This window comes from Kordiimonas sp. UBA4487 (assembly GCF_002389025.1).
GTDB lineage: Bacteria > Pseudomonadota > Alphaproteobacteria > Sphingomonadales > Kordiimonadaceae > Kordiimonas > Kordiimonas lacus.
This window is the reverse complement of sequence record NZ_DGNR01000011.1, coordinates 421,362-442,317: the sequence shown is the minus strand read 5'-3', so window position 1 is coordinate 442,317 and position 20,956 is coordinate 421,362. Positions and strand designations below refer to the sequence as shown.

Annotated in this window: 27 protein-coding genes; 19 read left to right on the top strand and 8 right to left on the bottom strand. The window is 49.1% G+C overall.

The features are described from left to right. Nucleotides 1–20 precede the first annotated feature (20 nt). Entirely contained in the window at nt 21–461 is a 441-nt protein-coding gene (locus tag B3Z17_RS07570) for a hypothetical protein (RefSeq protein ID WP_286829254.1), read from the top strand. Between the two features lie 330 nt (nt 462–791). Here B3Z17_RS07570 and B3Z17_RS07565 read toward each other — a convergent pair whose 3' ends face one another. Then, on the bottom strand, nt 792–1,244 hold the full coding sequence (locus tag B3Z17_RS07565) for a hypothetical protein (RefSeq protein ID WP_286829253.1): 453 nt from the start codon (nt 1,242–1,244) through the stop codon (nt 792–794). A 37-nt stretch (nt 1,245–1,281) separates the two neighbouring features. Beyond that, on the bottom strand, nt 1,282–2,181 hold the full coding sequence (locus B3Z17_RS07560) for an IS1595 family transposase (RefSeq protein ID WP_286829252.1): 900 nt from the start codon (nt 2,179–2,181) through the stop codon (nt 1,282–1,284). Nucleotides 2,182–2,361: 180 nt separating this feature from the next. Here B3Z17_RS07560 and B3Z17_RS07555 point away from each other — a divergent pair, with 180 nt between their 5' ends. Next, nucleotides 2,362–2,631, top strand: coding sequence for a DUF6471 domain-containing protein (locus tag B3Z17_RS07555; protein WP_286829251.1), 270 nt, complete (start codon nt 2,362–2,364; stop codon nt 2,629–2,631). Here the strand turns inward: B3Z17_RS07555 and B3Z17_RS07550 are convergent. The 3 genes from B3Z17_RS07550 to B3Z17_RS07540 all read right to left on the bottom strand — a co-directional run bounded on the left by B3Z17_RS07550 (nt 2,607) and on the right by B3Z17_RS07540 (nt 3,862). Further along, the gene (locus B3Z17_RS07550) at nt 2,607–2,993 is read right to left on the bottom strand and encodes a hypothetical protein (RefSeq protein ID WP_286829250.1); all 387 of its coding nucleotides are present in this window, start codon (nt 2,991–2,993) and stop codon (nt 2,607–2,609) included. The genes B3Z17_RS07555 and B3Z17_RS07550 overlap by 25 nt on opposite strands. Beyond that, nucleotides 2,983–3,156, bottom strand: a complete 174-nt coding sequence (locus B3Z17_RS07545) for a hypothetical protein (RefSeq protein WP_286829249.1) — start codon at nt 3,154–3,156, stop codon at nt 2,983–2,985. Before B3Z17_RS07545 ends, B3Z17_RS07550 begins: the two co-directional genes overlap by 11 nt. A gap of 145 nt (nt 3,157–3,301) precedes the next feature. Next, nucleotides 3,302–3,862, bottom strand: a complete 561-nt coding sequence (locus B3Z17_RS07540; protein WP_286829248.1) for a hypothetical protein — start codon at nt 3,860–3,862, stop codon at nt 3,302–3,304. A gap of 367 nt (nt 3,863–4,229) precedes the next feature. Here B3Z17_RS07540 and B3Z17_RS07535 point away from each other — a divergent pair, with 367 nt between their 5' ends. The 13 genes from B3Z17_RS07535 to B3Z17_RS07475 all read left to right on the top strand — a co-directional run bounded on the left by B3Z17_RS07535 (nt 4,230) and on the right by B3Z17_RS07475 (nt 10,685). Further along, entirely contained in the window at nt 4,230–5,198 is a 969-nt protein-coding gene (locus B3Z17_RS07535; RefSeq protein ID WP_286829247.1) for a DNA/RNA non-specific endonuclease, read from the top strand. Between the two features lie 283 nt (nt 5,199–5,481). Further along, complete coding sequence (locus B3Z17_RS07530; RefSeq protein WP_286829246.1) at nt 5,482–5,766, top strand: hypothetical protein; 285 nt, start codon at nt 5,482–5,484, stop codon at nt 5,764–5,766. 2 nt (nt 5,767–5,768) lie between these two features. Further along, entirely contained in the window at nt 5,769–6,332 is a 564-nt protein-coding gene (locus B3Z17_RS07525; protein WP_286829245.1) for a hypothetical protein, read from the top strand. Continuing rightward, nucleotides 6,329–6,709, top strand: a complete 381-nt coding sequence (locus B3Z17_RS07520; protein WP_286829244.1) for a hypothetical protein — start codon at nt 6,329–6,331, stop codon at nt 6,707–6,709. Before B3Z17_RS07525 ends, B3Z17_RS07520 begins: the two co-directional genes overlap by 4 nt. 51 nt (nt 6,710–6,760) lie before the next feature. Further along, nucleotides 6,761–7,249 carry a hypothetical protein gene (locus B3Z17_RS07515; protein WP_286829243.1) on the top strand — a complete coding sequence of 163 codons (489 nt, stop codon included), beginning with the start codon at nt 6,761–6,763 and terminating at the stop codon, nt 7,247–7,249. Nucleotides 7,250–7,260: 11 nt separating this feature from the next. Then, complete coding sequence (locus tag B3Z17_RS07510) at nt 7,261–7,500, top strand: hypothetical protein (RefSeq protein ID WP_286829242.1); 240 nt, start codon at nt 7,261–7,263, stop codon at nt 7,498–7,500. A gap of 247 nt (nt 7,501–7,747) precedes the next feature. Continuing rightward, complete coding sequence (locus tag B3Z17_RS07505; RefSeq protein ID WP_286829241.1) at nt 7,748–8,080, top strand: hypothetical protein; 333 nt, start codon at nt 7,748–7,750, stop codon at nt 8,078–8,080. Between the two features lie 102 nt (nt 8,081–8,182). Further along, on the top strand, nt 8,183–8,380 hold the full coding sequence (locus tag B3Z17_RS07500) for a hypothetical protein (protein ID WP_286829240.1): 198 nt from the start codon (nt 8,183–8,185) through the stop codon (nt 8,378–8,380). 24 nt (nt 8,381–8,404) lie between these two features. Further along, nucleotides 8,405–8,689, top strand: a complete 285-nt coding sequence (locus B3Z17_RS07495; RefSeq protein WP_286829239.1) for a hypothetical protein — start codon at nt 8,405–8,407, stop codon at nt 8,687–8,689. A gap of 41 nt (nt 8,690–8,730) precedes the next feature. Continuing rightward, entirely contained in the window at nt 8,731–9,192 is a 462-nt protein-coding gene (locus B3Z17_RS07490; protein WP_286829238.1) for a toll/interleukin-1 receptor domain-containing protein, read from the top strand. A gap of 17 nt (nt 9,193–9,209) precedes the next feature. After that, nucleotides 9,210–9,419 carry a hypothetical protein gene (locus B3Z17_RS07485; protein ID WP_286829237.1) on the top strand — a complete coding sequence of 70 codons (210 nt, stop codon included), beginning with the start codon at nt 9,210–9,212 and terminating at the stop codon, nt 9,417–9,419. A 23-nt stretch (nt 9,420–9,442) separates the two neighbouring features. Beyond that, nucleotides 9,443–9,937: a hypothetical protein gene (locus B3Z17_RS07480; RefSeq protein WP_286829236.1), complete on the top strand. Its 495-nt coding sequence runs from the start codon at nt 9,443–9,445 to the stop codon at nt 9,935–9,937. Between the two features lie 61 nt (nt 9,938–9,998). Continuing rightward, nucleotides 9,999–10,685 carry an HNH endonuclease gene (locus tag B3Z17_RS07475; RefSeq protein WP_286829235.1) on the top strand — a complete coding sequence of 229 codons (687 nt, stop codon included), beginning with the start codon at nt 9,999–10,001 and terminating at the stop codon, nt 10,683–10,685. A gap of 34 nt (nt 10,686–10,719) precedes the next feature. Here B3Z17_RS07475 and B3Z17_RS07470 read toward each other — a convergent pair whose 3' ends face one another. After that, nucleotides 10,720–15,999: a tyrosine-type recombinase/integrase gene (locus B3Z17_RS07470; protein ID WP_286829234.1), complete on the bottom strand. Its 5,280-nt coding sequence runs from the start codon at nt 15,997–15,999 to the stop codon at nt 10,720–10,722. Further along, complete coding sequence (locus tag B3Z17_RS07465; protein WP_286829233.1) at nt 15,999–16,499, bottom strand: hypothetical protein; 501 nt, start codon at nt 16,497–16,499, stop codon at nt 15,999–16,001. Before B3Z17_RS07465 ends, B3Z17_RS07470 begins: the two co-directional genes overlap by 1 nt. Nucleotides 16,500–16,774: 275 nt before the next feature. Between B3Z17_RS07465 and B3Z17_RS07460 the strand changes: the two genes are divergently transcribed. The 3 genes from B3Z17_RS07460 (at nt 16,775) to B3Z17_RS07450 (ending at nt 19,812) form a co-directional block, all read left to right on the top strand. Continuing rightward, a complete protein-coding gene (locus B3Z17_RS07460) occupies nt 16,775–18,142 on the top strand; it encodes an IS1182 family transposase (protein ID WP_286829232.1) in 1,368 nt (455 codons plus the stop codon). A 352-nt stretch (nt 18,143–18,494) separates the two neighbouring features. Further along, nucleotides 18,495–18,986 carry a c-type cytochrome gene (locus B3Z17_RS07455; protein WP_286829231.1) on the top strand — a complete coding sequence of 164 codons (492 nt, stop codon included), beginning with the start codon at nt 18,495–18,497 and terminating at the stop codon, nt 18,984–18,986. A 7-nt stretch (nt 18,987–18,993) separates the two neighbouring features. Continuing rightward, entirely contained in the window at nt 18,994–19,812 is an 819-nt protein-coding gene (locus tag B3Z17_RS07450) for a formyltransferase family protein (protein ID WP_286829230.1), read from the top strand. Nucleotides 19,813–19,910: 98 nt separating this feature from the next. Here B3Z17_RS07450 and B3Z17_RS07445 read toward each other — a convergent pair whose 3' ends face one another. Next, nucleotides 19,911–20,312, bottom strand: a complete 402-nt coding sequence (locus B3Z17_RS07445) for a MerR family transcriptional regulator (protein WP_286829229.1) — start codon at nt 20,310–20,312, stop codon at nt 19,911–19,913. A gap of 30 nt (nt 20,313–20,342) precedes the next feature. Between B3Z17_RS07445 and B3Z17_RS07440 the strand changes: the two genes are divergently transcribed. Continuing rightward, on the top strand, nt 20,343–20,870 hold the full coding sequence (locus B3Z17_RS07440; protein ID WP_286829228.1) for a hypothetical protein: 528 nt from the start codon (nt 20,343–20,345) through the stop codon (nt 20,868–20,870). The last annotated feature ends 86 nt before the right edge of the window (nt 20,871–20,956 follow it).

Genomic DNA, 20,956 nt, shown 5'->3' with positions numbered 1-20,956 from the left:
TGCAATGTCTGGAGGAATGTATGACTTCCTATACTGTTACGTCGCTGGTGGATCGGCGACGGGAAATTATGCGAGAGCAAGCTTGGCTTCATCGTGAAATCAAGGCCACCGAAGAGGCAATAGTCCACATTGATGCAGTCATCCGGCTTTATGATCCAGGCTACGACTTCTCGCAGCTGAAGGCAAAGAGGCCAGTTACCGAGGATGATGTCTTCCGGCCAGGTGAAGTGCCGCTGCTTGCTCTGGATTTCTTACGCAACGCCTCAGAACCAGTTTCAACAATAGACCTAGCCAAGCATCTGTTGGAGCTGAAAGGATCTCCCCGGCTTTCGCCAAAGCGCTTCCAGTCTCTGTCGGCCAAGATACACGCGGCATTGCAGACGCAATTTCGCAGAGGAGTTGTTGAAAAGGCGGGCCAGAGCCGCACACGGTCTATTTTATGGAAAATCAAGCGTCAGTAGATTGGATCGCGTCGCTATACTCAAAGCGCGCTGAGCTGGAAAACAGGCTGTCATACCTTAAAAGTCTGGTGGTGGAATCTGAGTGCGTCCCTGAGCCGTCTAGTCGCCGCCCAGAAGGCGAATTCAGGTATCTTGAACTGCCTGTCAAGCTGGACAACGTCATGCGCGGACGTGCAGGCCCAATCTCTACGACTGAGCTTACGAACCTTTTGGTGTCCGATCGGAAGGTTAATGAACAGACGTGGATACTGACGAACCGGAATGTATCGCGACTTCTGAACTCAAGGGTGAAGATGGGGATAGTTCGAAAACTGGGGCGCGTACAGGGTGCTAATGGAGCTCTTTTGTGGGAATGGATTGAGTAGGGCAATGAAATGCCTTGATCTCCGCGAGCGTCATGCTCTTGCCGCCATTGATCCAGTGGTTCAGATAGAGACGAACATCATGCATGCCCTCTTGGCCATTCCGAAGCATGTGTTCAAGTGGCGAAATACGCTCAAAGCCCGAGTTTGAGCGGGTTATCCAGCCATAGTAATTATTTGGGTTCGTGAAAATAGTACGCAGGTCGGCGTGAGTTCCCAGCATGTAGGAAACCCGCATGAGGGTGTCGTTTGATATTTCGCCAACATCGCCCTCTCGCCACGCTTCAAATTGCTCTGCATCGGCTTGGCCCAGAAGGGTCATAAGGGTGGCATCAGAGATGTTCCATTTCTCGGCAAGCCGGAAGCACATTTTAATGCCCACCTTGTTCCGGTGAAATTTGTCTTTAGGCTTCTTGCTCATAGAAATTCCTCGATGCAGCTTTCAAAATTCAGACTAGTTATACCGCTCGTTTCTGCCAATAACCGATCCATGTGCGGCTTGCAGGCGTTGCAAGCGCCATTTCCGTGACCTCAGAGAAGACAGTTCCATTGTCCACCCGTTTGCGATCAGAGCGGTACGCAATCTCACTAGCGTATTGGCCCAAGTAGCGGTTGGAAATCCGGTGATACTGGCCAATCTCTGCACGGCGCATGCGGGCATGGAAACTTTCGGCCTGGTTGGTGCAAGCAATGCCGTCTGAATATGACCAGCGGTGATTGATCCGATAAACTTCATAGCGGGCATGCAGCACATCATAGGCACCATGCTCGTCGGCAAAGACAACACTGTCTTGAGCGATGTGCTTGCGGGCAATATCCAGCACGTCATCGGTGTTTTCGGAAGGGATAACTTTGGTAACTGTTGACCCCCCGCGTTGCACAAGGGTCAGCACACATTTCTTGCGACGCTTTTTGGAAGGCTTACGGCCTTCACGCCCGCCGTTTGATGGACGGACATGGCCACCATAATAAGCTCCATCAATCTCAACTTCGCCGGATAGGGTAATATCAGACCGAGTGCCATCAATGGCTTCCCTCAGCTTGTGCAGCAATACGAAGGCGGCTTTATAGGAAATGTCCACATCGCGAGAAACCTGCAGGGCTGAAATACCCTTCACCGCATTCACAAACAGAGCAATCACAGCAAGATAATCGCGAAGCTCAAGCTTGGCGCTGTGAAAGATTGTGCCACTGGTGATCGAGAACTGTTTACGGCAGGCCGCGCATTTGAAGCGGCGGCGGGTTTTAATTAGATAGCATTTATCGTGACCACAATGAGGACATACCGCTTCGCCTTCGGTGTCTGGCCAGCGAAGCATAGCGAAAGTGGCGAAGGCTTCATCTTCGCTCATACGCATCACTTCCTTTACAGAAAGAGTGCGGGCTTTCGCGCTTTTTAGGAAGTGCTGTGGCACCGGCCTGTTGTCCTTAACGTCATCATTATTGATGACTCCAACATAGCGCTTCAAAACAGGGCTTGCAAGCGAAAATGTCATCAAATATGGTGACGTTTGTTTTTGCATTGTATGGAGCCTTCTATGGGGGACTTAACGGACGAACAATGGCGGGAAGCATTGCGCCTTTGGCTGAAAGCGAAGCTGGCAGAGAAGGGAATGGGACTTCCTGAGCTGGCAAAGCGACTGGCCGACATGGGCGTTGAACTGGATCGGCGGACCCTTTCAAACAAGCTCAACCGGGTATCCTTTACCGCAGCGTTCTTCCTGCAGGTGCTTGAGGCACTTGGCGAAGAAGGTTGCGAGCTCAAGAATATCGCGACTTACCTTCAGTCGTCAGAGTCCAGCAATTGATACTGTTGTCCGTTCGCCTTCACCAATCCGCGCTTCATTAGCCTTTCCAGCACATCTTTGACCGTGGGCCTGAGCAAATCATGCCCTCTGGCACGCGCCCATTTTATGATGCTGGTAACTGACATCGAACCGTTGGCCTTCAAAGCTTCGATCACAGGCCCTTGGGTTGGCTGCTTTTTGATGCGATATGCCGTGCTGGGTCGAGAACCAGAATTGTCATTGGAGACAAAAGCGTCAGCATCCAGGGCAGCAGCAGCAGCGAAAAGGCCGTCGGAAAGACCATTGGCATAACTAGAGGCGTTTTGGGCCTCTTGAGCCATTTCCAATAGTACAGCGGCGAGTTGCTTTGGATCAGTTGTCACGCAACGCCTCCAGTCTATCTTTCTCGTCTTTGATAGCCCTGGAGACAGTTGACTGCCCCACTCCATAGTCGTAGGCCAGCTTTTCTTGGTTCTTTTCACCGTGAGTGTAGCGCCAATAAATTTCCGTTTTTTGTTCAGGCGTGAGTAAGGGTTTGGGCGGCATTGATGATCAGCTCCCATGATCTGCATAATTGAATCATTGAAAAGACAGTCAAGATATGGAAGCTTCAGGCCTGTGAGGGTTGGTTGAAGCTTATATGCATGACCTGCCTATGCCACCTAAGGCGTTGCTGCGTCTTAGGTGGCTTTTATTTTCCAGCTACATTCTTCAAGTTCACTACGTTGTTTTCCTCGCGATACCATAAGTCCTTGGTTGGGGTTTTGAGGCGTTTGGCCATCCCTTGCTCCTCTAATTTGGTCATTTGCATGTAAACGGCATGCTGAGAGGGGCTGATGCCGAACTGCGTAACGGTTTCAGCTAACTCAGCAGTCGTCACAGCAGTTTCTGGTGTAACCGGGAGAATTTCAGGAAGGACGCGCCACTGTTCTTTTGAAATCCGGCTGCGCTTCGTCTTAACCGTCGGCTTTTTTGCTTTCGCCGACTTAGCCTTCTTTTTCTGCTTGGAAGCCGGGTTAGTTGACGGCGGAGTTGGATCTGAATTGCCTTCTTTTGTGATGGCTTGGTCGTATAATTTAACTGTCTTTTCGAGATAGGCGTATTCGGCCTTCAATTTATCCTTCTGGGACACTAAACCGCCTTTGGTCGCCATGATTTCGTTCAGGCGCTTGTCCACGGCCCCAATCTGTTGATCCATCAACCTCATTTGATGGTTCAAATTGTCCATTTGTTCTAATACGAACTCTCTCATCGATCCAGGAGGCTCCTTAGTTTGCGATTGATCGTATAAAAGACCAAAAGGCAAGAGCGAGGCAACCCCCTATTTTATGCAGAACGGAGCCTCCGATGAGAGCCTAAAGTGGCATAATACTTATGTTATTTACCACTCGCTACTGGTTCCGCTCCCTCTCTCATTGCCACAATCCCAAATGCATTATATGATTTTGTCTGTGAGGCGGGATCGCCTATGAGCGATCATGAGCTACCAGCGGAGCGGTGACCTTTTAAGGTTGCCGCTTTTCGTTTTCGCATTCTCCCCAAAGATTGATGTTAGTAATTCTACTAGAAATCGTATAGCGTTCAACTTTAGGGCTTGAACTGCTATAGGGGACTTTTCGATGGGGGACTATGTATATCGGCTTGCTTTCAGCGCTTTACTTGTCCTGACACTTGCGAGCACTTCCGCGAGCGCGGCTTCTCGCAACTGTACAACTGCAGAAAAACAAGCGGCAAACAACCAATTAAAAGCTATTGAGGCTGACGCAACCCTCCAGTCGCAGATTGCTACCAGGCACGCACCATTTGGTGTGCCGGTGACCACCATCTCAGCCAGTAACGAAAAGGTGCTGTTCCAGAACGGATATATTCTGGGCCATGACGGCGATCTTCGAACTGCTCTTTGGGTTTCATATCGCTTGACGGCCAATGATATTGCCGGCGCTACTGGTAAGGATCGAGTGAATTGCTTTCGGACAGATCCGCGGCTGCAGCGTGCCAATGCCGCCTCAACATCTGACTATAAAGAGCCTATCTACGACCAGGGCCATATGACCAATGACGCGGACCTGAAGGATGATCTGACGGAGCAAATCAACACCTACATGATGTCAAATATGTCGCCGCAACATTGCCGGTTTAACCGGGGCATTTGGCTTTCGTTGGAGCATCTAACGCGCATCTGGGCCGAGAAATATGGTGATATTCTCGTTACCTCCGGCACCATCTTTGATCGTGATGGTCTCCCTGGTCGAGACGACGACACTGCCGCCATGCATATGAAGAGCAACAACGGTAAAGAGCGCGTTGCTGTGCCAAGTGATTACTTCAAAACCTTCCTAAGACAGGAGAACGGTGTCTGGCACGCTATTACCTTCAAGCTTCCGCATAACAATGATGACAATGGTGTTGATTGGTCGGACGTGAAACCGAAGGTGCAAGCTGATATCTCGTCCATTGCAGTAGTGGAAGCCGCAGCAGGCCTCGACCTTTTCCCATCCATCGACATAGCTAGCGTTCAAGAAAGCAGTGATGGCTCCGATTGGGATCTGTCTGTTGGCCGATCGAATTTTAGCAGCAGCTGTAAATAGCTAATAAGCGTCCGCGGGAAGTAGAAAAAATGACTACACGAACGAGAACACCGATCCGATGTGAATGTGGCCATGAAGGCTTCGAGACGTGCAGTGAGAATGACCAGCCATATAGTTCCCTTTGGGAACGCTATTCGTTGATCGGGTTCGAGGGCGGAACCGTGGAAATCACCTCAGCTAAGCAATACCCAAAATGCATTCTTACCGCGTTGAAACCGACATGTCCCAAGTGTGGTGAAACGGGCAAAGTGAGTTATTCATAAGACTAATAAGGACTGATTTGGTGGAAAAATTAGAAAGCGGCAAGCCTCTTCCCATGATGAAGATGACCAGAAAGACCGCTTATGAAATCAAGCTCACTGAAGCTATAGGCAAACCTGTCGGGCAGGCTGTTGTCGCGAACGCAAATGGTGCCTTTGAAGTGCAGAGGTTCGAGATCGAACGAACGGGATTTTATCGAAGAGAAGGTGACGGCTACGTTCCAACCGAAGCCGCAATTGAAAGAGCAAATCAGCTGGTAGGTGATGACTTTAGGCCTGATTTAATTCCTGAGTGCCTAAAGAGGTAGCCATGCGAAAAGCAGATGATGAAGGTTTCCTGATCTATCCATGCGAACCAGACCCTGATCGGCCTGAAAATTATGGCGGCGTTGATCTTGTTGCACAACATTGCATGGTCGATGAAATCAAAGAAGCGCAATCCTTCAGGCCGCTTCGCGATCTGCTGTGGGAGCTGAACCATGCGAATAATATCTTCAGGACGTATGGCTGTGATTTTGGATCGGGCAAAGAAGACGATGGCACTCCATATGCCGGACTGATGTTGCATTTCGGCTTTCGACACCCAGAGCATGCCACAAGTGAAAACACCGAACAGCTATTTCAAATATTCTTAGATCAGGTCTTGGAGCGATATCCAAATAGCCGGGATTGGCTTGAAAAGTGTTTGGACTGGTTCTTGAACCCAGTCTTCCTTTACAGGCAGGACTACCTTTCGGCAGTCATGTTCAATGTAACGATACATGCCGCTTCTGAAGAAGCTTGCTTGAACGGACTTGCTCAGTTCATTGCCGATTTGCTTCAATATTTAGAAGCCAGCAGACGCAACATAGAGAGAGAAAGTGAAGAGCAATGATGCTTTCCAAAGAAACATTGATGGCCCTTAAAAACGCAAATATTCGGCTTTACGCCGAAGTACCGCATCCCTGTGGGTCGGAAACCGTGTTGTTGACATATAGCGACGTTGAAAAGTTTATTGATGACCCTGAAGGATTTGTGGCCGCGCAAAAAGGTGTAAGCCGGGACGACTATCTGGGCTGGCTTGAAAGTCAGGGAACGCCGCGATGTGGAGCGCTCACCAAGAAAGGTACTCGATGTAAAAATTGGGTCAGCGGAGGCATGCAGATGCGGATTGGCGAATGGATGAACTCAAATGGCGGCTATTGTGCGGTTCATGGCGGGGAGAGTGCCGAAGAAGCTCATCTTCGCATATATGGCCGGAAAAAATATTGATTAGGTCAACCCTGTCTCCTGGCTAAATTCCGAGAAAAGGGAAACGGTCGTATGATGAAGAAAATCTATGCAATTCTGCTCTCCGTTTTACTTGCTGCATCTCTACCTGCGCATGCTGAAAACCGAGAAACAATTAAGGTCTGGTTCACCATCCATGATAGTCCAGACTGTCCAATAGATAGTTCACAATTGGTTAGATTTTTATATTCGATCACGGCCAACCGAAAAGATGTCCCTTTTGAGCTTTGGATTAATGGTCAGCCGAAAGGGCTAACTCTAAAACTAAGCGCCCATTCTAAATTGATCGAAGATGTTTGTGTCGTTTCCGCGGGTAGTCAGTTGGTCGAATATCTCGCCAGCGGTTTGAACAAACCAAACAATGTGAAAATCTATGAACCAGAAACTCCATTATTGAATGGGGTAAAATCGGATTATGACAAAGAGAAGGTCCGCCAGAAACTGACTGAAACCGTGAATACATCTTGGACAGTCGGCATCGATCGGCTCCTTGGAACTATCTCTGACTTGGCTGGAAGATAGGAGACTGGTTGATGAGTTGGTGGCTCTATCAAAATTGGCGTGCCGGACGACATAAAGCTGTTCTTCATGCCGGAGACTGCCGCTTCTGTAATCATGGGATGGGCGTATCTGGCGGGCATGCAAATCCGCTCAATGGCGTTTGGATCGGACCATTTCATAAGCAAAAAGATGCGGAGGATAAGCAACGAACGCTACCCGTCCAAGTTCGCCAGAAATGCTCTTTCTGCGCCAAACCTGAGACAACTTCATAACATTAGCAGAAAGGACCAAATCAATGATGCAAAAGTGTCCAAGCCCCACATGTGGTCGCCCTTTTGGTGTAGCAACGCTTGGCGGCGGCGTTCCTGGGGGAAAGGAACGAGAAGAGATACGATGTCCTCATTGTGATCATCTGGTCCATGCAGAAATGACAAGCGCTTGTTTCCATGTAACGAAGCCGACGCCAGAACAAGAAGCGGCATGGTTTGCTGCACAAAACTCAAACTAAGGGCTGTACTGATGACGTATTTTACTGCTGGCGATATGACATCTGCTCAGATTGCAGGAGGCATTATGGAAATGATCCTGCATGACATACGCGTAAATCTATTGGGGGTCGATGGCATACCTCAGGTAACCGTTGAGGCAGAAGATGATCATGCTTTTTCCATCATACTATCATGGCATGGTTCAGATGACATTTCTGAAAAGTTCACCATTTCGTCCGCCAGAGCGAAGGTGATCGCGCGCAACTTCAAAACCAATAAGCCGTTTGATCGAGAAGAATTTGACCAGTTGCAGGCCGCATTGGCCGCGCTTGAACAGCAGTACAACAACAAGGCGTCCCGATAGGAACCAAGTATATGTTTAGCATCGCTCATTCTTCGCAAGGTGGCACGCCCAATAATTAGTGATGGTTTCTGATTTCTAGCTTGGGGCGCGGGAGAAATAATTATGCTGAAAACTGTAGTGGCAGGCCTTTTAGGTGGCATTGTTGGCGGTGTTGCCGGAGCAGCTATTGTGGCCGCAAATCAACCGGGTCGATATCAATACCACGTGGTTGATATTCAAGCCGTTGTTCGGATGGATACCGTAAAAGGCCACTCAAAGCTATGCGTGATCGATAAGGACACAAAAGTCTACAAGTGTTGAACTGTCAGGACAGGGGGCGAATATATGATGAAAACAGGAGTGATAATCTGTCTAGTGCTTCTTATCAGTTCCGCAGGTCGCGCCGATGATCTCTGGCCCAACAAGGATGGCCGATACAAGACGTTCATCGAACCTATAGTTTCTACTGGACGTTTGTGTGTTGATGTCTACCGGGTGGAAAAGCTCACCAATCCAGAAGGTGGCTCTCAGTTTCGGGTTTTTTGCATGCCCTCCAAGAAGTACATTGTGACCATTTTGGAAAACCGAGTTTTCATTAAAGACGATGGTGATTCTGAAAGCCAAAAATAGGGACCCCACTATCTTTGTCTCAAACAAAAAAGGTTGGTTGAATGCCAGATATATTTATCAGTTACTCGATAAAAGATGAAGAGATTGCCAAAGAGATCAAGGCATTGGCCAATGCTCATGGGGCTGACGTTTTCCTTTCAGGGGAGGATCTTTCAGTTGGCACAGAATGGTCCCCTCAAATCAAAGAAGCCCACAATAAGGCTGATTGGGTATTTTTCATTGCGACGAAGAATGCCCTGAAATCAATGAATGTGATGCAAGAAGTTGGCGGCGCATTTTTTTCCAGCAAAAAACTGGTTCCAATTTTTGTAGATGTAACGCCTGAAGAAGTTTCGCCTTGGATCAGCTCCCATCAAGGCGTGTTGCTTCAAGATCTAAACATGTCCGCGATCACACCAATAATTTCCGAAATAGCGGAGAAAATTAAGGCCGATAAAAGGATCGGAGTGTTGGCTCTGATTTTGATCTTTGGTGCCGTCGTGTGGGCCATAAATTCGAAGTGATAGGTAAGGAAAAGGCGATGCTGGAAGCCATCTATTTATTAATTGCGGCGATTGCTCTGGGAAAGGCCGCCTTTGCACTTGATGCGGTCGCAAGTGATAGCTCTCGGTCTCTTGGAAAGCTATCTGCTGGTCCAGGGAAAATAGTCGTCAGTGTTTGGTTATTGTTGGTCGTAATAGCAATTGGCTTGGCCATTTGGTCGGCGATAAGGGCATGGCCACACCTATAATCGGTTGCCGGAAGGATAAATACGTGAAGTCCATGTCCTCTTACGAACGCCATGCCTGGCGCGACGCAATGGAGATTGCAGCGGACGTCGAAGAAGAATTCGGGATACAGCGGGCGCTAGATGTATTTCATGAAGTTAGCGCTCGTGACCTATTGCAGTTTGATCGTAACAATCGTCATTTGGTATCAGACTACATTAAGAAAACAGCGTTTCAGCGCCCAGCCTTCTTGCGGAAGATTTTGAAGGGCTGTGATGAAGATGCGGCCATCCTTTTTCAATTATTCGCAATCTTGGGCCTTTTGAAAGCCAAGAAAATGATAGAGCTTCGCGATCTCTATGCTGGCTTCCTTGAGCCCGGCCAGGGAAACCGGGTAACAGCGAAAGGAATGTTTGACCTGTTTTCAGAGGTCAATCGGGCAACTCCAAGACTGTATGAATTTCCGGCAGAGGTTTTTGAGGCCTGTGGGTTTTATGTGGGCCTCCCATCCAGTGAGCTCAACGAGAAAATTGATGAATAGAAAGCAATTTATTACCTCCGTCGGTGCGACGTGTAAGAATTGGACTTGGAGTTGGTCGTTCGTGAATCACGAAGCAAAGATCGTGATTTTTGGCGTTTGGGAAGAGCATCTAAAATCAGATTATTCTCTCATCTTAGATGAGGACTGGGAACACAACGATGCGGAAAGAAAGCAGCCGGGCTATGTTCAAGCTCTTGAACACATAGATCTGGTAGATAACCACGAGTATCAACTTAAAATTTTCCCGCAGACATTTTCTAATGCTCATCAGGACGACGAAGGGCGCGGGCCAGCCAAGCTAGATGGGTTTAAGCCAGAGTTGCTGGATCGTTCTCTATTGAAGATCGGTAGAGGATGGTTTGCAGCTTCACAAGGGGCACCTTTTCGCTATGCCGAAGAGGTAACCGATAAAAAGACCTTTGCCGAGGGCAGCAGAACTACCGTGTCTGTAAATGCATATGAGCGAAGCCCTGAAGCGAGAAGGCTTTGTCTTGATCATTATGGCTACAAATGTCAGGCGTGTGACTTCGATTTCGAGAGTATCTATGGTGAGCTCGGCACGGGCTATATCCATGTTCATCACAAAACGCCACTATCCGAGATACAGGAACAATACGAAGTCAATCCGATAGAAGACTTGGTTCCTCTTTGCCCAAATTGCCATGCGATGGCTCACAGGGCCTCACCTACCTTGACTGTGGGCCAGCTGAAAACCCTCATTCAAGAGGGTAAGCTCGAAAGCCAGTAAATGCCTAGCCTATAGGGCTGGTAATTAGCGAGCATCAATTTGATGGGTGCGTTTGCGCCACCATACCGTGTTGTAGCGCAAGGTGGCCGATCCCACCCGGAATTTGCGGTGGTGTCAGGTTGGGGGCGGTCTGAATATCACTGTCCTTGAGCCACGGAACATGGTGTTTCCATTTTTGCCGGTAAGCTTCAAAATCGTCCCCTTCTCGGATCACTACATCTAGCTGCCATCTTTTGGTGGGAATTTCTGGGCTGAAGAGGTCAACGATCTTTGCCGCGAATGCCGGGTCATGAATTCTATATTCAGTTGCACAAGGTGAAGAGGCAACTAATACGGCTAAGGCAAAGTCCCCGATCTCAGGTACAAGCTCCGAGGTCAATCGCCTTTGTACGGCTCGGCAGACCTTATCGAATTCGGCCCGAACTGCGTTATCATTGGCGACATTCATTGTGATGGAAGTATCGTCTGATTTGGATCTGAGTCTGGGATTTCCCCGACGTGTTTTGAGCTTCTGAAGTGCAATGGCTCTGTCGTGCCACTTTTCAATCAGCGCACGGTCGATGTCATACAAAAAGGCAAGATCTCCTGCATTTGAGCCTTTTTCTAAAGCCTGAAGTGTCTCTGCGATGAGTATCAGATCATGCATGGTCCCTATGGAGGACTGTTCCGCGGCAGGCACTGAAGGATTGCCCTGCTCGGCAGGCAAAATATAGGGGTGCTGTGTAGCAATGGAGATGGCCTTGTGCTGTACAATATATTTGTATCGTTCTGCATGGCAGAGGCCATCCAACTTCGTGCCTTGTACGCCCGCAATCTGTGCCAGCTTTCCTGTACTGATTTCGCATTTTTGCTTTTGCAGCTTTTTAAACAAAATCAGGTCAGAAAGGTGAAGATAACTCAGCATCGTTTCTTTGGGTTCAGCGTGGCCCGCAAAGGCAGCTAAAGTGTAGTAAAGCCCCATTTGATTGGAGGGATGACCCATCAAGTGTTCTCGAATTGCCTTCAGTCGTTCAATGGGGAGTTCGGTGATAACATTGGCTATTTCAGGTTCGTCCTCCAGCACGGCGTGCAAGCAGGAAAAGCAGCTGTGTCTGAGACTGTGAAAGACAATAGCTTCGTCACCCGTAACTCCGAATATTGCATCGGAAAACATTCTGGAAATCTGACCCCCATGATAGGGCATGCCGGTGCTACCAAAACTGAAGATGGGTTCGTTATGGTTTTTCCTATGGTGGGTCTGCTTCATCAGTGCCCTAAAATCATTTAGCTCATCGTCACTCAAGAAGACGCGTAGGTTGATTTGTCGGCGCCCAGCCCGAGACTTATTGTTGCCAAACTGATTGTCACGAATTGAAATCACAAAATCGTCCGAGGGCTCCACATCCTTCACTCGCAGTTTCACGAGTTCCAGGAGACGCATGCCGGTTCGGTATGCCAGGGTGACGAAAAGGCTAATTTTGCGCTTCTCTCGAGCATCCGGCTCACCAGATGTCATCAGCCCAATGGCGGCCTGTACTTGTTTGAATGATAGAATCTTTGTGCGCACGCGAGTGTGGTGTTTGAACTTGTGCCAGCGATGCTTCTTTATCTCTGGGAGCCGATACCGTGAGTCTTTGACGCCGAATGTGTGAAAGTCTGCGAGGCGGCCGATCATGTAACTGACCTCATTAGAGGTTGAATGATATGCAAGTAAGTTGTCGTAAATTTCCTCGAGCACATCCTCATCATGGAGGTTTGGCATCATCGCATTGGTTTCAAGTAGCCAAACAGAAACCAAACTGGCGCAATAGCGCTGAATGGTTGACGGTTTGTTGTTTCTTTCAGCTACATCAATTAGCCAATCAATAGCGAGTTGAAGGTGTCTCGGTAGGTCGGTTGTCTCTCTGAGCGCCAGTAAATTCGTAATCACTTCAGCTGTCGTGATTTTGACGCGGCCCTTTTTTGCTGGGCGTACGGCGGGGATTAGCTCGTTCTCATAAAATGCCCCCCAACTATGTGGGTCCTCACGCTGACGTTTCACAGAGTTCTTTCGTTCATCAGCCCTATAACTCACCCGTACCGGCGCGATTGCTTTTGATGCGCTAAATAGATTTGTCCAGGAATAGCGGTCTATTGAGAAGGACGACAGTTTACCTGATGCTAGCATCTGCAGAGCTTCACTTATTGTCGGACCTTGGCAGCAATCATGACGCCAGAACGCGCTTAAGGTAAGCTCCTCAAGATTAGTGATAGAGGTTTCGTTTGGCTGACCGTCAAAAATTGAGTTTTTCACCAATTCGAAGACGTTGGCTTTGAGGAGTCTCTTTTGCCCGAGTTCAACATTTTCGCTTCGAGGCGATCGCTTTTTATATAGTCGAATGACTAATGCTAGACTCACTTCATCCACAAACCAATGGCGATGGCGGTGGCATTTGTTTCCGTTCCTAAGGCTATATCGGCCTTGCTTCGATTGGACCGGCAAATCCAGGTCAAACCAGACATAAGGGCCCATCACATTGGGGCGCAAGCTGAAATCAGTCAGCTTAACAGCCAACTCCAACAGCATCTTTGAATCAGCCAATCCGCCATGGGTAGCAGCTGAATACAGAATGAGACCAACCAGTGTTAGGTCATCTTCATGTGAGGTCCGATTTAGCTCCTCAAGCCTCCTGTAAAAGTGCTTATCCCAGACATGGATATATCTTGCACAAGAGAACCATTTTTCTGTCCGGAAGGAAGATATGAAAGTGAGTTTCGCTGGCACCGAAGGCAGGCTAGCTGGTAGATTGTGTGTATCAATGATTTCTTTAGCGCTTTTTTGCAGGAACTTTTTTGCACGGTAAAACTGCTCGGCTGAAAGGTTGAGTTCTTCAAGTTTAGTTTCTGCGTCGGCGAGAGTTTTTTCGTACTGATCGAGGGTAGCAATTTTGTCACAATGAAAACCCAATCGATCTTGGATTTCGGCGCATTTCTCCACGGCTAGCTTCAGAAGATAAGCCCTATTTTTCTCCCGTCCGTTGCGTCCAATGTGGGCACTGTAGTTACCCGGTGTTTCATATGGGCCAATACAGTACTGCCCCGCTAAATTGCCAAGTGGTTTGATGGCGTGCGTATGCATAAGCATTTCGATTTGCTCAGATACTGATCTGATTGCCGTAAAGGAATATCCGCTGGTGTGGCTGAGAGGGCCTATGCCGATCAAAGCATGCCCCATAAAAGCGTTTAGGTTGTCTTTTGGTATTTTGTTTGTCAGATAGCTGCGCAACATATGTCGGTGCCAATTTCCGGGTAGAGCGCTTATGAAGTCGTACCAATCTTGGAGCTTTTTCGGTGTCAGACAATTGCCCTCTGGGTCTTGTAGCAAGAAAAGTAATGGCTCTTTGCTCTGGAGAGTATGGTCAATTCGAGTTGCGCTTTCACCGTCATAGTGTCTCAGCTTAACCCTCAGATTCTGAAGGTGTTCTACATAGTGACGCATTTGATGGAGGGCCGTATCACATAGCGGAATAACGCGAGAAGCATGATTTGTGCGTACCACTTTGTCGCTTATCCAGACAAAGCCAGCATTCAAATCAAAATCGCGAAGATACTGGAATGGTGCTTTGACCGGCCGGTGCCCCGTCGAAAGGCACAAAAGTAGGTAAGTATAGAGTACCGTATAGTTATGGTGGTTTATCAGGTCTGCTTGTTTGCCAGTGTCTACATCTACAATGTGCTGGCGCATGGACGCAAACAGTCCCTTTATCCTTTCAGATTTAGGTACAAGCATGCTGCCAATATTTTGATCTGTCAGGGCTACCACGGACGTCTCCAAATCGAGCTTGGATACATACTCTGCATAAGCCGAGACTATGGTGTCCTGGGATAGCTGGGTATAATACATTGAGGGGAGTTGGTCGGGGGTCTTGCCGCAAATATATCCCGCTATCACGTCATCAACGCCGGTGTGCGTCAGAACAGTGTGGAGGTGCAACTGTATTTTGGCCAATGTAACATTTCGTTCCCTCAGCAGCTCCATGCGACCGAGCGTTTGGGCCTCGGTCTCCGGCAAGAAGTATTCCGCAATGTTTCGCTTTTTGTGGAAGGTTTTAAGCCAAAGCGCTAGCTTTTCAGGAACCGGAAGGAAAAACCCTGCTGTTTTTTTCTGTGACAAAAAGACTTCAGCATCAAAGTTGCCAATCATGTCCGGGCGAGTGCCTCTGGGAATTTGAGGGACGTCATACAGAAAATATCGATTCTTGTGGAATATCCAGCATGGTTGATTTGGAAAGCCGTACGAAGGCCGTTGCTTGACCTTTAAAGACCTAAGAAAGCTGGTCGATCGCCCTGTGGTCAAAGACAACATTATAAACAGAGAATTTTCCCACGAGGGGCCACCTAATTTGGCTGCGTTATCCAAGGTGGCCAGGCATTCGGTTCTAAGGATTGCAACGTCGTTTTGGCTAAGGGCTTTATGGTTGGCGCCAGTCAAAACCTGTGACATGACGAGGCGTTGGCTTATCTTACTGTTCAACTGGTTTTGTAGATGCGGTGATTTCGCTGTGGGTAGTGACTTCTCTGCCCGTGGGTGTTGAACATAACTTTTGGCAGCAGGGCTATCGTAACTATTTTCTCGTGCAGGCAAGTGACTGGTATTGCCGAATTCGCTTATTCTAGATCGAATAACCTGGCTGGCACCCCCGGATAGATCATCTTCGTCTCCGAGGGGAATGCTCAATATTTCCGGCAATTGCTCTTTGGAATGCTCGTGTTTGCCCTCTTTGTCACCCAGAGCATAGACGAAAACTACCCGTAACGGTTCGATGCGATTGTCGATGATTTTCTGCGATATCTCGGGATCTTTTTTCAAGGCCTGGAGTTTTCTAAGGAACTGCCTTAGATCAGCCGAAATATCTTCAAACTTGGTGAGCAATTGACGGTCTTTATTTAACGTCAACCGGAGAGCGATTTCCGCTCTGGAAAAAGCTGCCAAGGATTTAGGTTTACGCTGGATTTTTTCCTGCTGTTGAAACTGAAATATTGTCAACAGACTGGCTGCGGAGGTGGCAAGGTACAGTTTGGTGAAGAGCTCGCGATCGACATCATCGGCCGGCAGCTCGGCGACAATCAATTGTTTCCATGATTGTACGTAATGCGGGAAACTGTCTTCATTGCGCTGGTCAAATCCATCTGATTGAGACAGTGCGGCCTGGTCATACAGTGCTTCTATGATCTGATTACATTGCTCTGCAAGAAAAGGCTGATTGCGATAAACATCACTGATCCATTTCAGCCGTTCTACAAGTAGGTCGCAATTGTCTAGCTGAAGCACATGGGCAAGATCGTGAACCAGCACTATTTTATCTCCAGGCTATCTTTGACTGCATTGGGAATCTTCAGCGTGGTTTTTGTCGGCGCTTCTCTTTTAAGGAAAAGTGCTTTGATATCTTTAGTGGGTGTTTGGCGGAAAATGACATTTGGAACAGAATCTGCGGCAGCTAGAGTTCGCATGTGCGCGTCGCTGATTTTAGGGTATGTAGCCAGGGCGATTTGCAAGTCTTGGCAGATATTGTCTGGAATAAAATCAAGTAGACGCGCGATGGTAAAGCCGCCAAAGCAAGGGACTACAATTTTGCCTGAGGGATTTCCTTTTGGTTTCTGCGTGACGCATATTGGCTTTGCAAATGCCAATGATTGTATTTGATCAAGGTCTTTCAGGAGCCAGCTTGGTGGTCTTGGGCAGTCAATGAACGCGCTAAGGTATGGCTGTATGGTTGAATGCAGAGTGAACCGATAATTTTGCGCGGGAACTAAGTGGATTTTGGATGGTTTAGGGGGAACCAAAGCCGAATTCATAGAGTTTTTACCAGCACTCTAGTTGTTGATGCGAATTTGTTGACGGGATCACCTAAGCAGTTCCGTGGGGATCGGTCAAAAGCGAGTAAAAATTTTATTAAAATTGTATAAATTGTTGGAATCAGGAGGTTGGGGTGACTGCTTTATAACTAAAGCTGTCATGGTGGCATTGTTCCGAAATGGTCCCCTTCTCGCCGATGCTGTTGAAAAACTGCTCGCCAGTTGGCGCCTCTCGTGATTCACTTCTCCTATGATCCATAGGGGGAGCTTGACTGATGATGGGCGAACGGCAGGTGATGCAGGAAGGGCTGTTTTACGCGTTCAATCTGGAAAGCCATGTGCCATCGGATCATCTGCTGCGTCAGATTGATCACTATCTCGACCTCGGTGACATCAGAACACGGCTGGAACCCCACTATAGCTCGACCGGCCGGCCGTCGATTGATCCGGAACTGATGATCCGCATGCTGATCATCGGCTATTGTTTTGGTATCCGGTCAGAGCGGCGACTGTGTGACGAGGTTCACCTCAATCTGGCCTATCGCTGGTTTTGCCGGTTGGGGCTCGAAGGCCAGGTACCGAACCATTCGACCTTCTCCAAGAACCGGCATGGCCGCTTCCGCGAGAGCGATATCCTGCGTCATATCTTCGAACGCTCGGTACAGACTTGCATGGCGGCGGGTCTTGTGGGTGGTGAAGGTTTTGCCATCGACGCCAGCGTGATCGAGGCCGATGCCAGCCGTTTCCAAAGGATTGAAGCAGCGCCAACAAGTTGGGCTGACGCTGAAAACCAGAGCCGGGCTGTGCGCGAATATCTGGATGCCCTCGATACTGAGCATTCGCCTGACAACCCAAAGCGCAAACCTCGGGCTCTATCGCCGTCCGACCCCTGTGCCGCCTGGACCACCAAAGGTCGCTTGCGCGTTCAGTTCGCCTATGGTGTCAACTATCTCATCGACAATGATCATGCCGTGATTGTCGATGTGGAGGCGACGCCGGCGCGCATCTCCAAGAAAGTTGCCTCAACCAAGACCATGATCGACAGGACAGAGGCGCGCTTAGGGATCAAGCCGCAGCGGATCGCTGCCGACAGTGCCTACGGCACCGGAAGGCTTCTTGGCTGGCTCGTCGACCAGGGGATCGAACCGCATATCCCGGTGTGGGACAAGAGCGGGCGCACCGACGGCACGCTATCCCGTGCCGAGTTCAGCTTTGACGAGGGGAAGGACCGCTATGTCTGTCCTGAGGGCAAGGAACTCAAAACAACAGGCTCTGTCCATAACGGTAAGACACTCCTCTATCGGGCCAGCAAGCGCGACTGTGATCCCTGCCCATTGAAGCTGCGTTGCTGCCCCAATACGCCGTCGAGGAAGGTCCCGCGCGATGTTAATGAACACGGTCGGGATGTTGCCAGGGCTCTAGCCGGAACGATCGCCTTCGAGCAATCCAGCATCGAGCGGAAGAAAGTGGAAATGCTGTTCGCCCATCTCAAGCGCAATATGGGCCTCGAACGATTACGTCTGCGCGGCCTCACTGGTGCCCGCGACGAATTCCATCTTGCCGCCACGGTCCAGAACCTACGAAAGATTGCGAAATTGACCTGGAAACCACCGGATGACGACAGGACACGTGTGCCTGCCTGACACCGAAATACCCCTCTCACTCGCCCCAAACCGCCAAAACGGCGGCCAAGGCGGAACCAAATGCTCACTCTCGTGTCATTCCAGATCAAGGGAGTTGACACAGCTGGCCTCAGCCAAAACTTTTTCAACAACATCCGCCAAAAGCAGTCGTTGCTTCATGTTCGTGTCATCGCTGACATCCACGCAGCAGCTGGCAATCAATAGCATTGCCCATTCGCAGAATATGCAAAACCGCAGCTAGGCAAAAAAAAGATTTGCCCTTCCTGCGACTGGAAGCCCCATAACAATTTCCAATACGGAAAGGCGAATTGGTGCCTTGCTCCTGCTTAGAATCAGAGGACATTTTGCAGCTATGAATTTGCGCATGGAATTGGGTGGCGTGATTGTTGCGGTATTGGTGTTGGGTGCGTACTACCTACTTGGCGCGGAACGCCATGATTCTAAAGTTGATCTAGGAGTTGACTTGCAGCCAGAGAATAAAGTGCTGGTTGCTAGCGGCCAACGGCTATACGGGCAATACTGTGCGGCATGCCATGGCGCAAACCTGGAAGGGCAGCCAAATTGGCGCGAGCGCAAGCCTAATGGCCGCTTGCCCGCGCCGCCGCATGATGAAACCGGTCATACTTGGCACCATCCAGATGCAGTGCTGTTTGCAATAACCAAATATGGCCCCGCCGCAGTAGTTGGGGATGAAAGTTATCAGAGTGATATGCCTGCATATGATGGCATACTGACGGACAGGGAAATATTGGCGACCCTTTCGTACATCAAAAGCCGTTGGCCGGATCATGTTCGTCAAAGGCACGATTTGATGCGGTCGGATGGTGTTAGGTCTCCGGGATAGCTCCGCTATGAAGCTCGCCTACTTCGGTAATGACATGTTTTCCTCCTGCTTCGATGTTTTTGTCGAACGTGGACATCAAATATGTGCGGTTTATGTCAATCCCATTGAGGGTATTGCTGAGAACATGCTGGCGAAAGCGACGCGTCTGGGTTTGACAGTTCGGACAGGATTGCCTTTACCTGAAGAGATGAAGGCTTTGGTCGATGAAGGAGTGACCTTATTTTTTAGCGCCGAGTACCAACATAAAATCCCAACACCTTCCGGGCTGAGGTATGGTGTCAACTTGCATACCTCCTTGTTGCCGGAAGGAAGGGGGGCGACGCCTCTTCCGTATTTCACACACGGTCAGCACCAGCATTCCGGACTAACACTCCACAAACTAGCAACCCAATTTGATTGCGGCGATATCATCATAAATACGGCTATTGGGGTGGAAGAACATGATACTCTCAATAGCCTAATGGTCAAAATGCATCTGCAGGCGCCGGAGCTACTAGAACAGTTTTTGCGTGATATCGATTTCTATTACACAAATGCGCAACCTCAGATGGGAGGCAGCTATTGGCCCGTGCCCGACATAACCGAGCGATTGCTTGACCCGGACTTGACTACGGTCGAATTGCAGCAGCGTATCAAGCGTTTCGGCCACTTTGGACTGTTTTTGAAATTTGAGGATCGATTTTGGCGCGTCATTCACGCCGAAGCTGTTCCCTATGATGCCGAGAAAAAACCAGGTGAATTGCTTTTCGAGCTTAGTGAAATGTTGGCCATATCGAACCGGGATGGGTTCATCTGTATCCCAAAATATTGCCTGGTCGAGCTATAGCGGAGGTGGTTTCGAATTTGGTTCGCAATGGAAGTGGAAGGAGGCTAGCGGAATCCCTGAGCACTCCCGCTAGCCTAACTACTCGGTACTACGTTTTGCTAATGCGGGTCAGCGAGGAAATCCAGAATGGCGCAGTCGGGCTTGTGGTTGCCTTGGCAACGGTTCGTGAGATGCTGCAGCTTCGCTTCCAGATTTTTCAGTCGATCGATTTTCTTTCGGGTTTCCTGCAATTGCTTTGTTGCAAGCGCCTTAACTTCCGCACTACTCCGTGCGTCGTTGTTAAACAGGTCCAGGAGAGCGCGACTATCATCTATCGAAAAACCGAGCTCTCTGGCGCCTTTAACAATTCTAAGAAGCTGAAGGTCGGACTGCCGATACTGGCGAAACCCATTTTCAGCGCGAAGCGGGTTCACAAGACCAATATCTTCATAATAGCGGATGGTTTTTTCGGGCAGGCCAATGTTTTTCGCGGCCTCTCCGATTTTGACAAGGGTACTCATCGCAATACCTCTCTAAAAGTATTGAGTACCTTGAACCCGTTCGCATACAATACATTTGCATCCAGTGAATTAGAAGGATTTTTTTGTCCGTTTGATTTTGGTCAAGGCTGCTATACAGTTTTCACGCTCTTCTCCTTGGTTAGAAAGGTTCGTCTTTTGAGATATTTGGTTTACATGCTCCGACTTATGCTTGTTGCGTCATTGATTGCGCTGCCTGCATCTGCGCGGGTGCAGCCAAATAAGAGCGGTGAAACCAGTTATGACGCCTGTGTTAGTCAATGGGACGGCACATGGTCATTTGAAGCGCTAGATGCTGCTGGAATAGCTGATGAAGTCGAAACAAGTGAAGATGTTTTTTGCGGCCATTTCATGAGCGCAGAAGATTTGCCGACAGATGTCTCTAACCACGATATTGCGCCGACTCCACTTCTGGTATTGGCGCAACCGGCACGATTGGCAGTGCCAGCACCAAAGGCTCAAAAAATCCAGGTTCCCCCAGAGCACATTCCTCATTCACTTCATCCTGAAGTTGCCCCACATCCCCCGAAAGCTGGCTGATAGCAGCTAGTCGCCTCGGCCCTATCAACCAAACCTTGAACCCGTGTGTCTCGGGTCGAGGGGGCTGGCTAACCATCTAACAAAAT

What these genes read in the sequence shown, in the direction of transcription:
- B3Z17_RS07570 (WP_286829254.1), top strand. Translation starts at nt 21, where the DNA reads ATGACTTCCTATACTGTTACGTCGCTGGTGGATCGGCGACGGGAAATT.
- B3Z17_RS07565 (WP_286829253.1), bottom strand. Translation starts at nt 1,244, where the DNA reads ATGAGCAAGAAGCCTAAAGACAAATTTCACCGGAACAAGGTGGGCATT.
- B3Z17_RS07560 (WP_286829252.1), bottom strand. Translation starts at nt 2,181, where the DNA reads ATGCGTATGAGCGAAGATGAAGCCTTCGCCACTTTCGCTATGCTTCGC.
- B3Z17_RS07555 (WP_286829251.1), top strand. Translation starts at nt 2,362, where the DNA reads ATGGGGGACTTAACGGACGAACAATGGCGGGAAGCATTGCGCCTTTGG.
- B3Z17_RS07545 (WP_286829249.1), bottom strand. Translation starts at nt 3,156, where the DNA reads ATGCCGCCCAAACCCTTACTCACGCCTGAACAAAAAACGGAAATTTAT.
- B3Z17_RS07540 (WP_286829248.1), bottom strand. Translation starts at nt 3,862, where the DNA reads ATGAGAGAGTTCGTATTAGAACAAATGGACAATTTGAACCATCAAATG.
- B3Z17_RS07535 (WP_286829247.1), top strand. Translation starts at nt 4,230, where the DNA reads ATGGGGGACTATGTATATCGGCTTGCTTTCAGCGCTTTACTTGTCCTG.
- B3Z17_RS07525 (WP_286829245.1), top strand. Translation starts at nt 5,769, where the DNA reads ATGCGAAAAGCAGATGATGAAGGTTTCCTGATCTATCCATGCGAACCA.
- B3Z17_RS07520 (WP_286829244.1), top strand. Translation starts at nt 6,329, where the DNA reads ATGATGCTTTCCAAAGAAACATTGATGGCCCTTAAAAACGCAAATATT.
- B3Z17_RS07515 (WP_286829243.1), top strand. Translation starts at nt 6,761, where the DNA reads ATGATGAAGAAAATCTATGCAATTCTGCTCTCCGTTTTACTTGCTGCA.
- B3Z17_RS07510 (WP_286829242.1), top strand. Translation starts at nt 7,261, where the DNA reads ATGAGTTGGTGGCTCTATCAAAATTGGCGTGCCGGACGACATAAAGCT.
- B3Z17_RS07505 (WP_286829241.1), top strand. Translation starts at nt 7,748, where the DNA reads ATGACGTATTTTACTGCTGGCGATATGACATCTGCTCAGATTGCAGGA.
- B3Z17_RS07500 (WP_286829240.1), top strand. Translation starts at nt 8,183, where the DNA reads ATGCTGAAAACTGTAGTGGCAGGCCTTTTAGGTGGCATTGTTGGCGGT.
- B3Z17_RS07495 (WP_286829239.1), top strand. Translation starts at nt 8,405, where the DNA reads ATGATGAAAACAGGAGTGATAATCTGTCTAGTGCTTCTTATCAGTTCC.
- B3Z17_RS07490 (WP_286829238.1), top strand. Translation starts at nt 8,731, where the DNA reads ATGCCAGATATATTTATCAGTTACTCGATAAAAGATGAAGAGATTGCC.
- B3Z17_RS07485 (WP_286829237.1), top strand. Translation starts at nt 9,210, where the DNA reads ATGCTGGAAGCCATCTATTTATTAATTGCGGCGATTGCTCTGGGAAAG.
- B3Z17_RS07465 (WP_286829233.1), bottom strand. Translation starts at nt 16,499, where the DNA reads ATGAATTCGGCTTTGGTTCCCCCTAAACCATCCAAAATCCACTTAGTT.
- B3Z17_RS07460 (WP_286829232.1), top strand. Translation starts at nt 16,775, where the DNA reads ATGATGGGCGAACGGCAGGTGATGCAGGAAGGGCTGTTTTACGCGTTC.
- B3Z17_RS07455 (WP_286829231.1), top strand. Translation starts at nt 18,495, where the DNA reads ATGAATTTGCGCATGGAATTGGGTGGCGTGATTGTTGCGGTATTGGTG.
- B3Z17_RS07450 (WP_286829230.1), top strand. Translation starts at nt 18,994, where the DNA reads ATGAAGCTCGCCTACTTCGGTAATGACATGTTTTCCTCCTGCTTCGAT.
- B3Z17_RS07445 (WP_286829229.1), bottom strand. Translation starts at nt 20,312, where the DNA reads ATGAGTACCCTTGTCAAAATCGGAGAGGCCGCGAAAAACATTGGCCTG.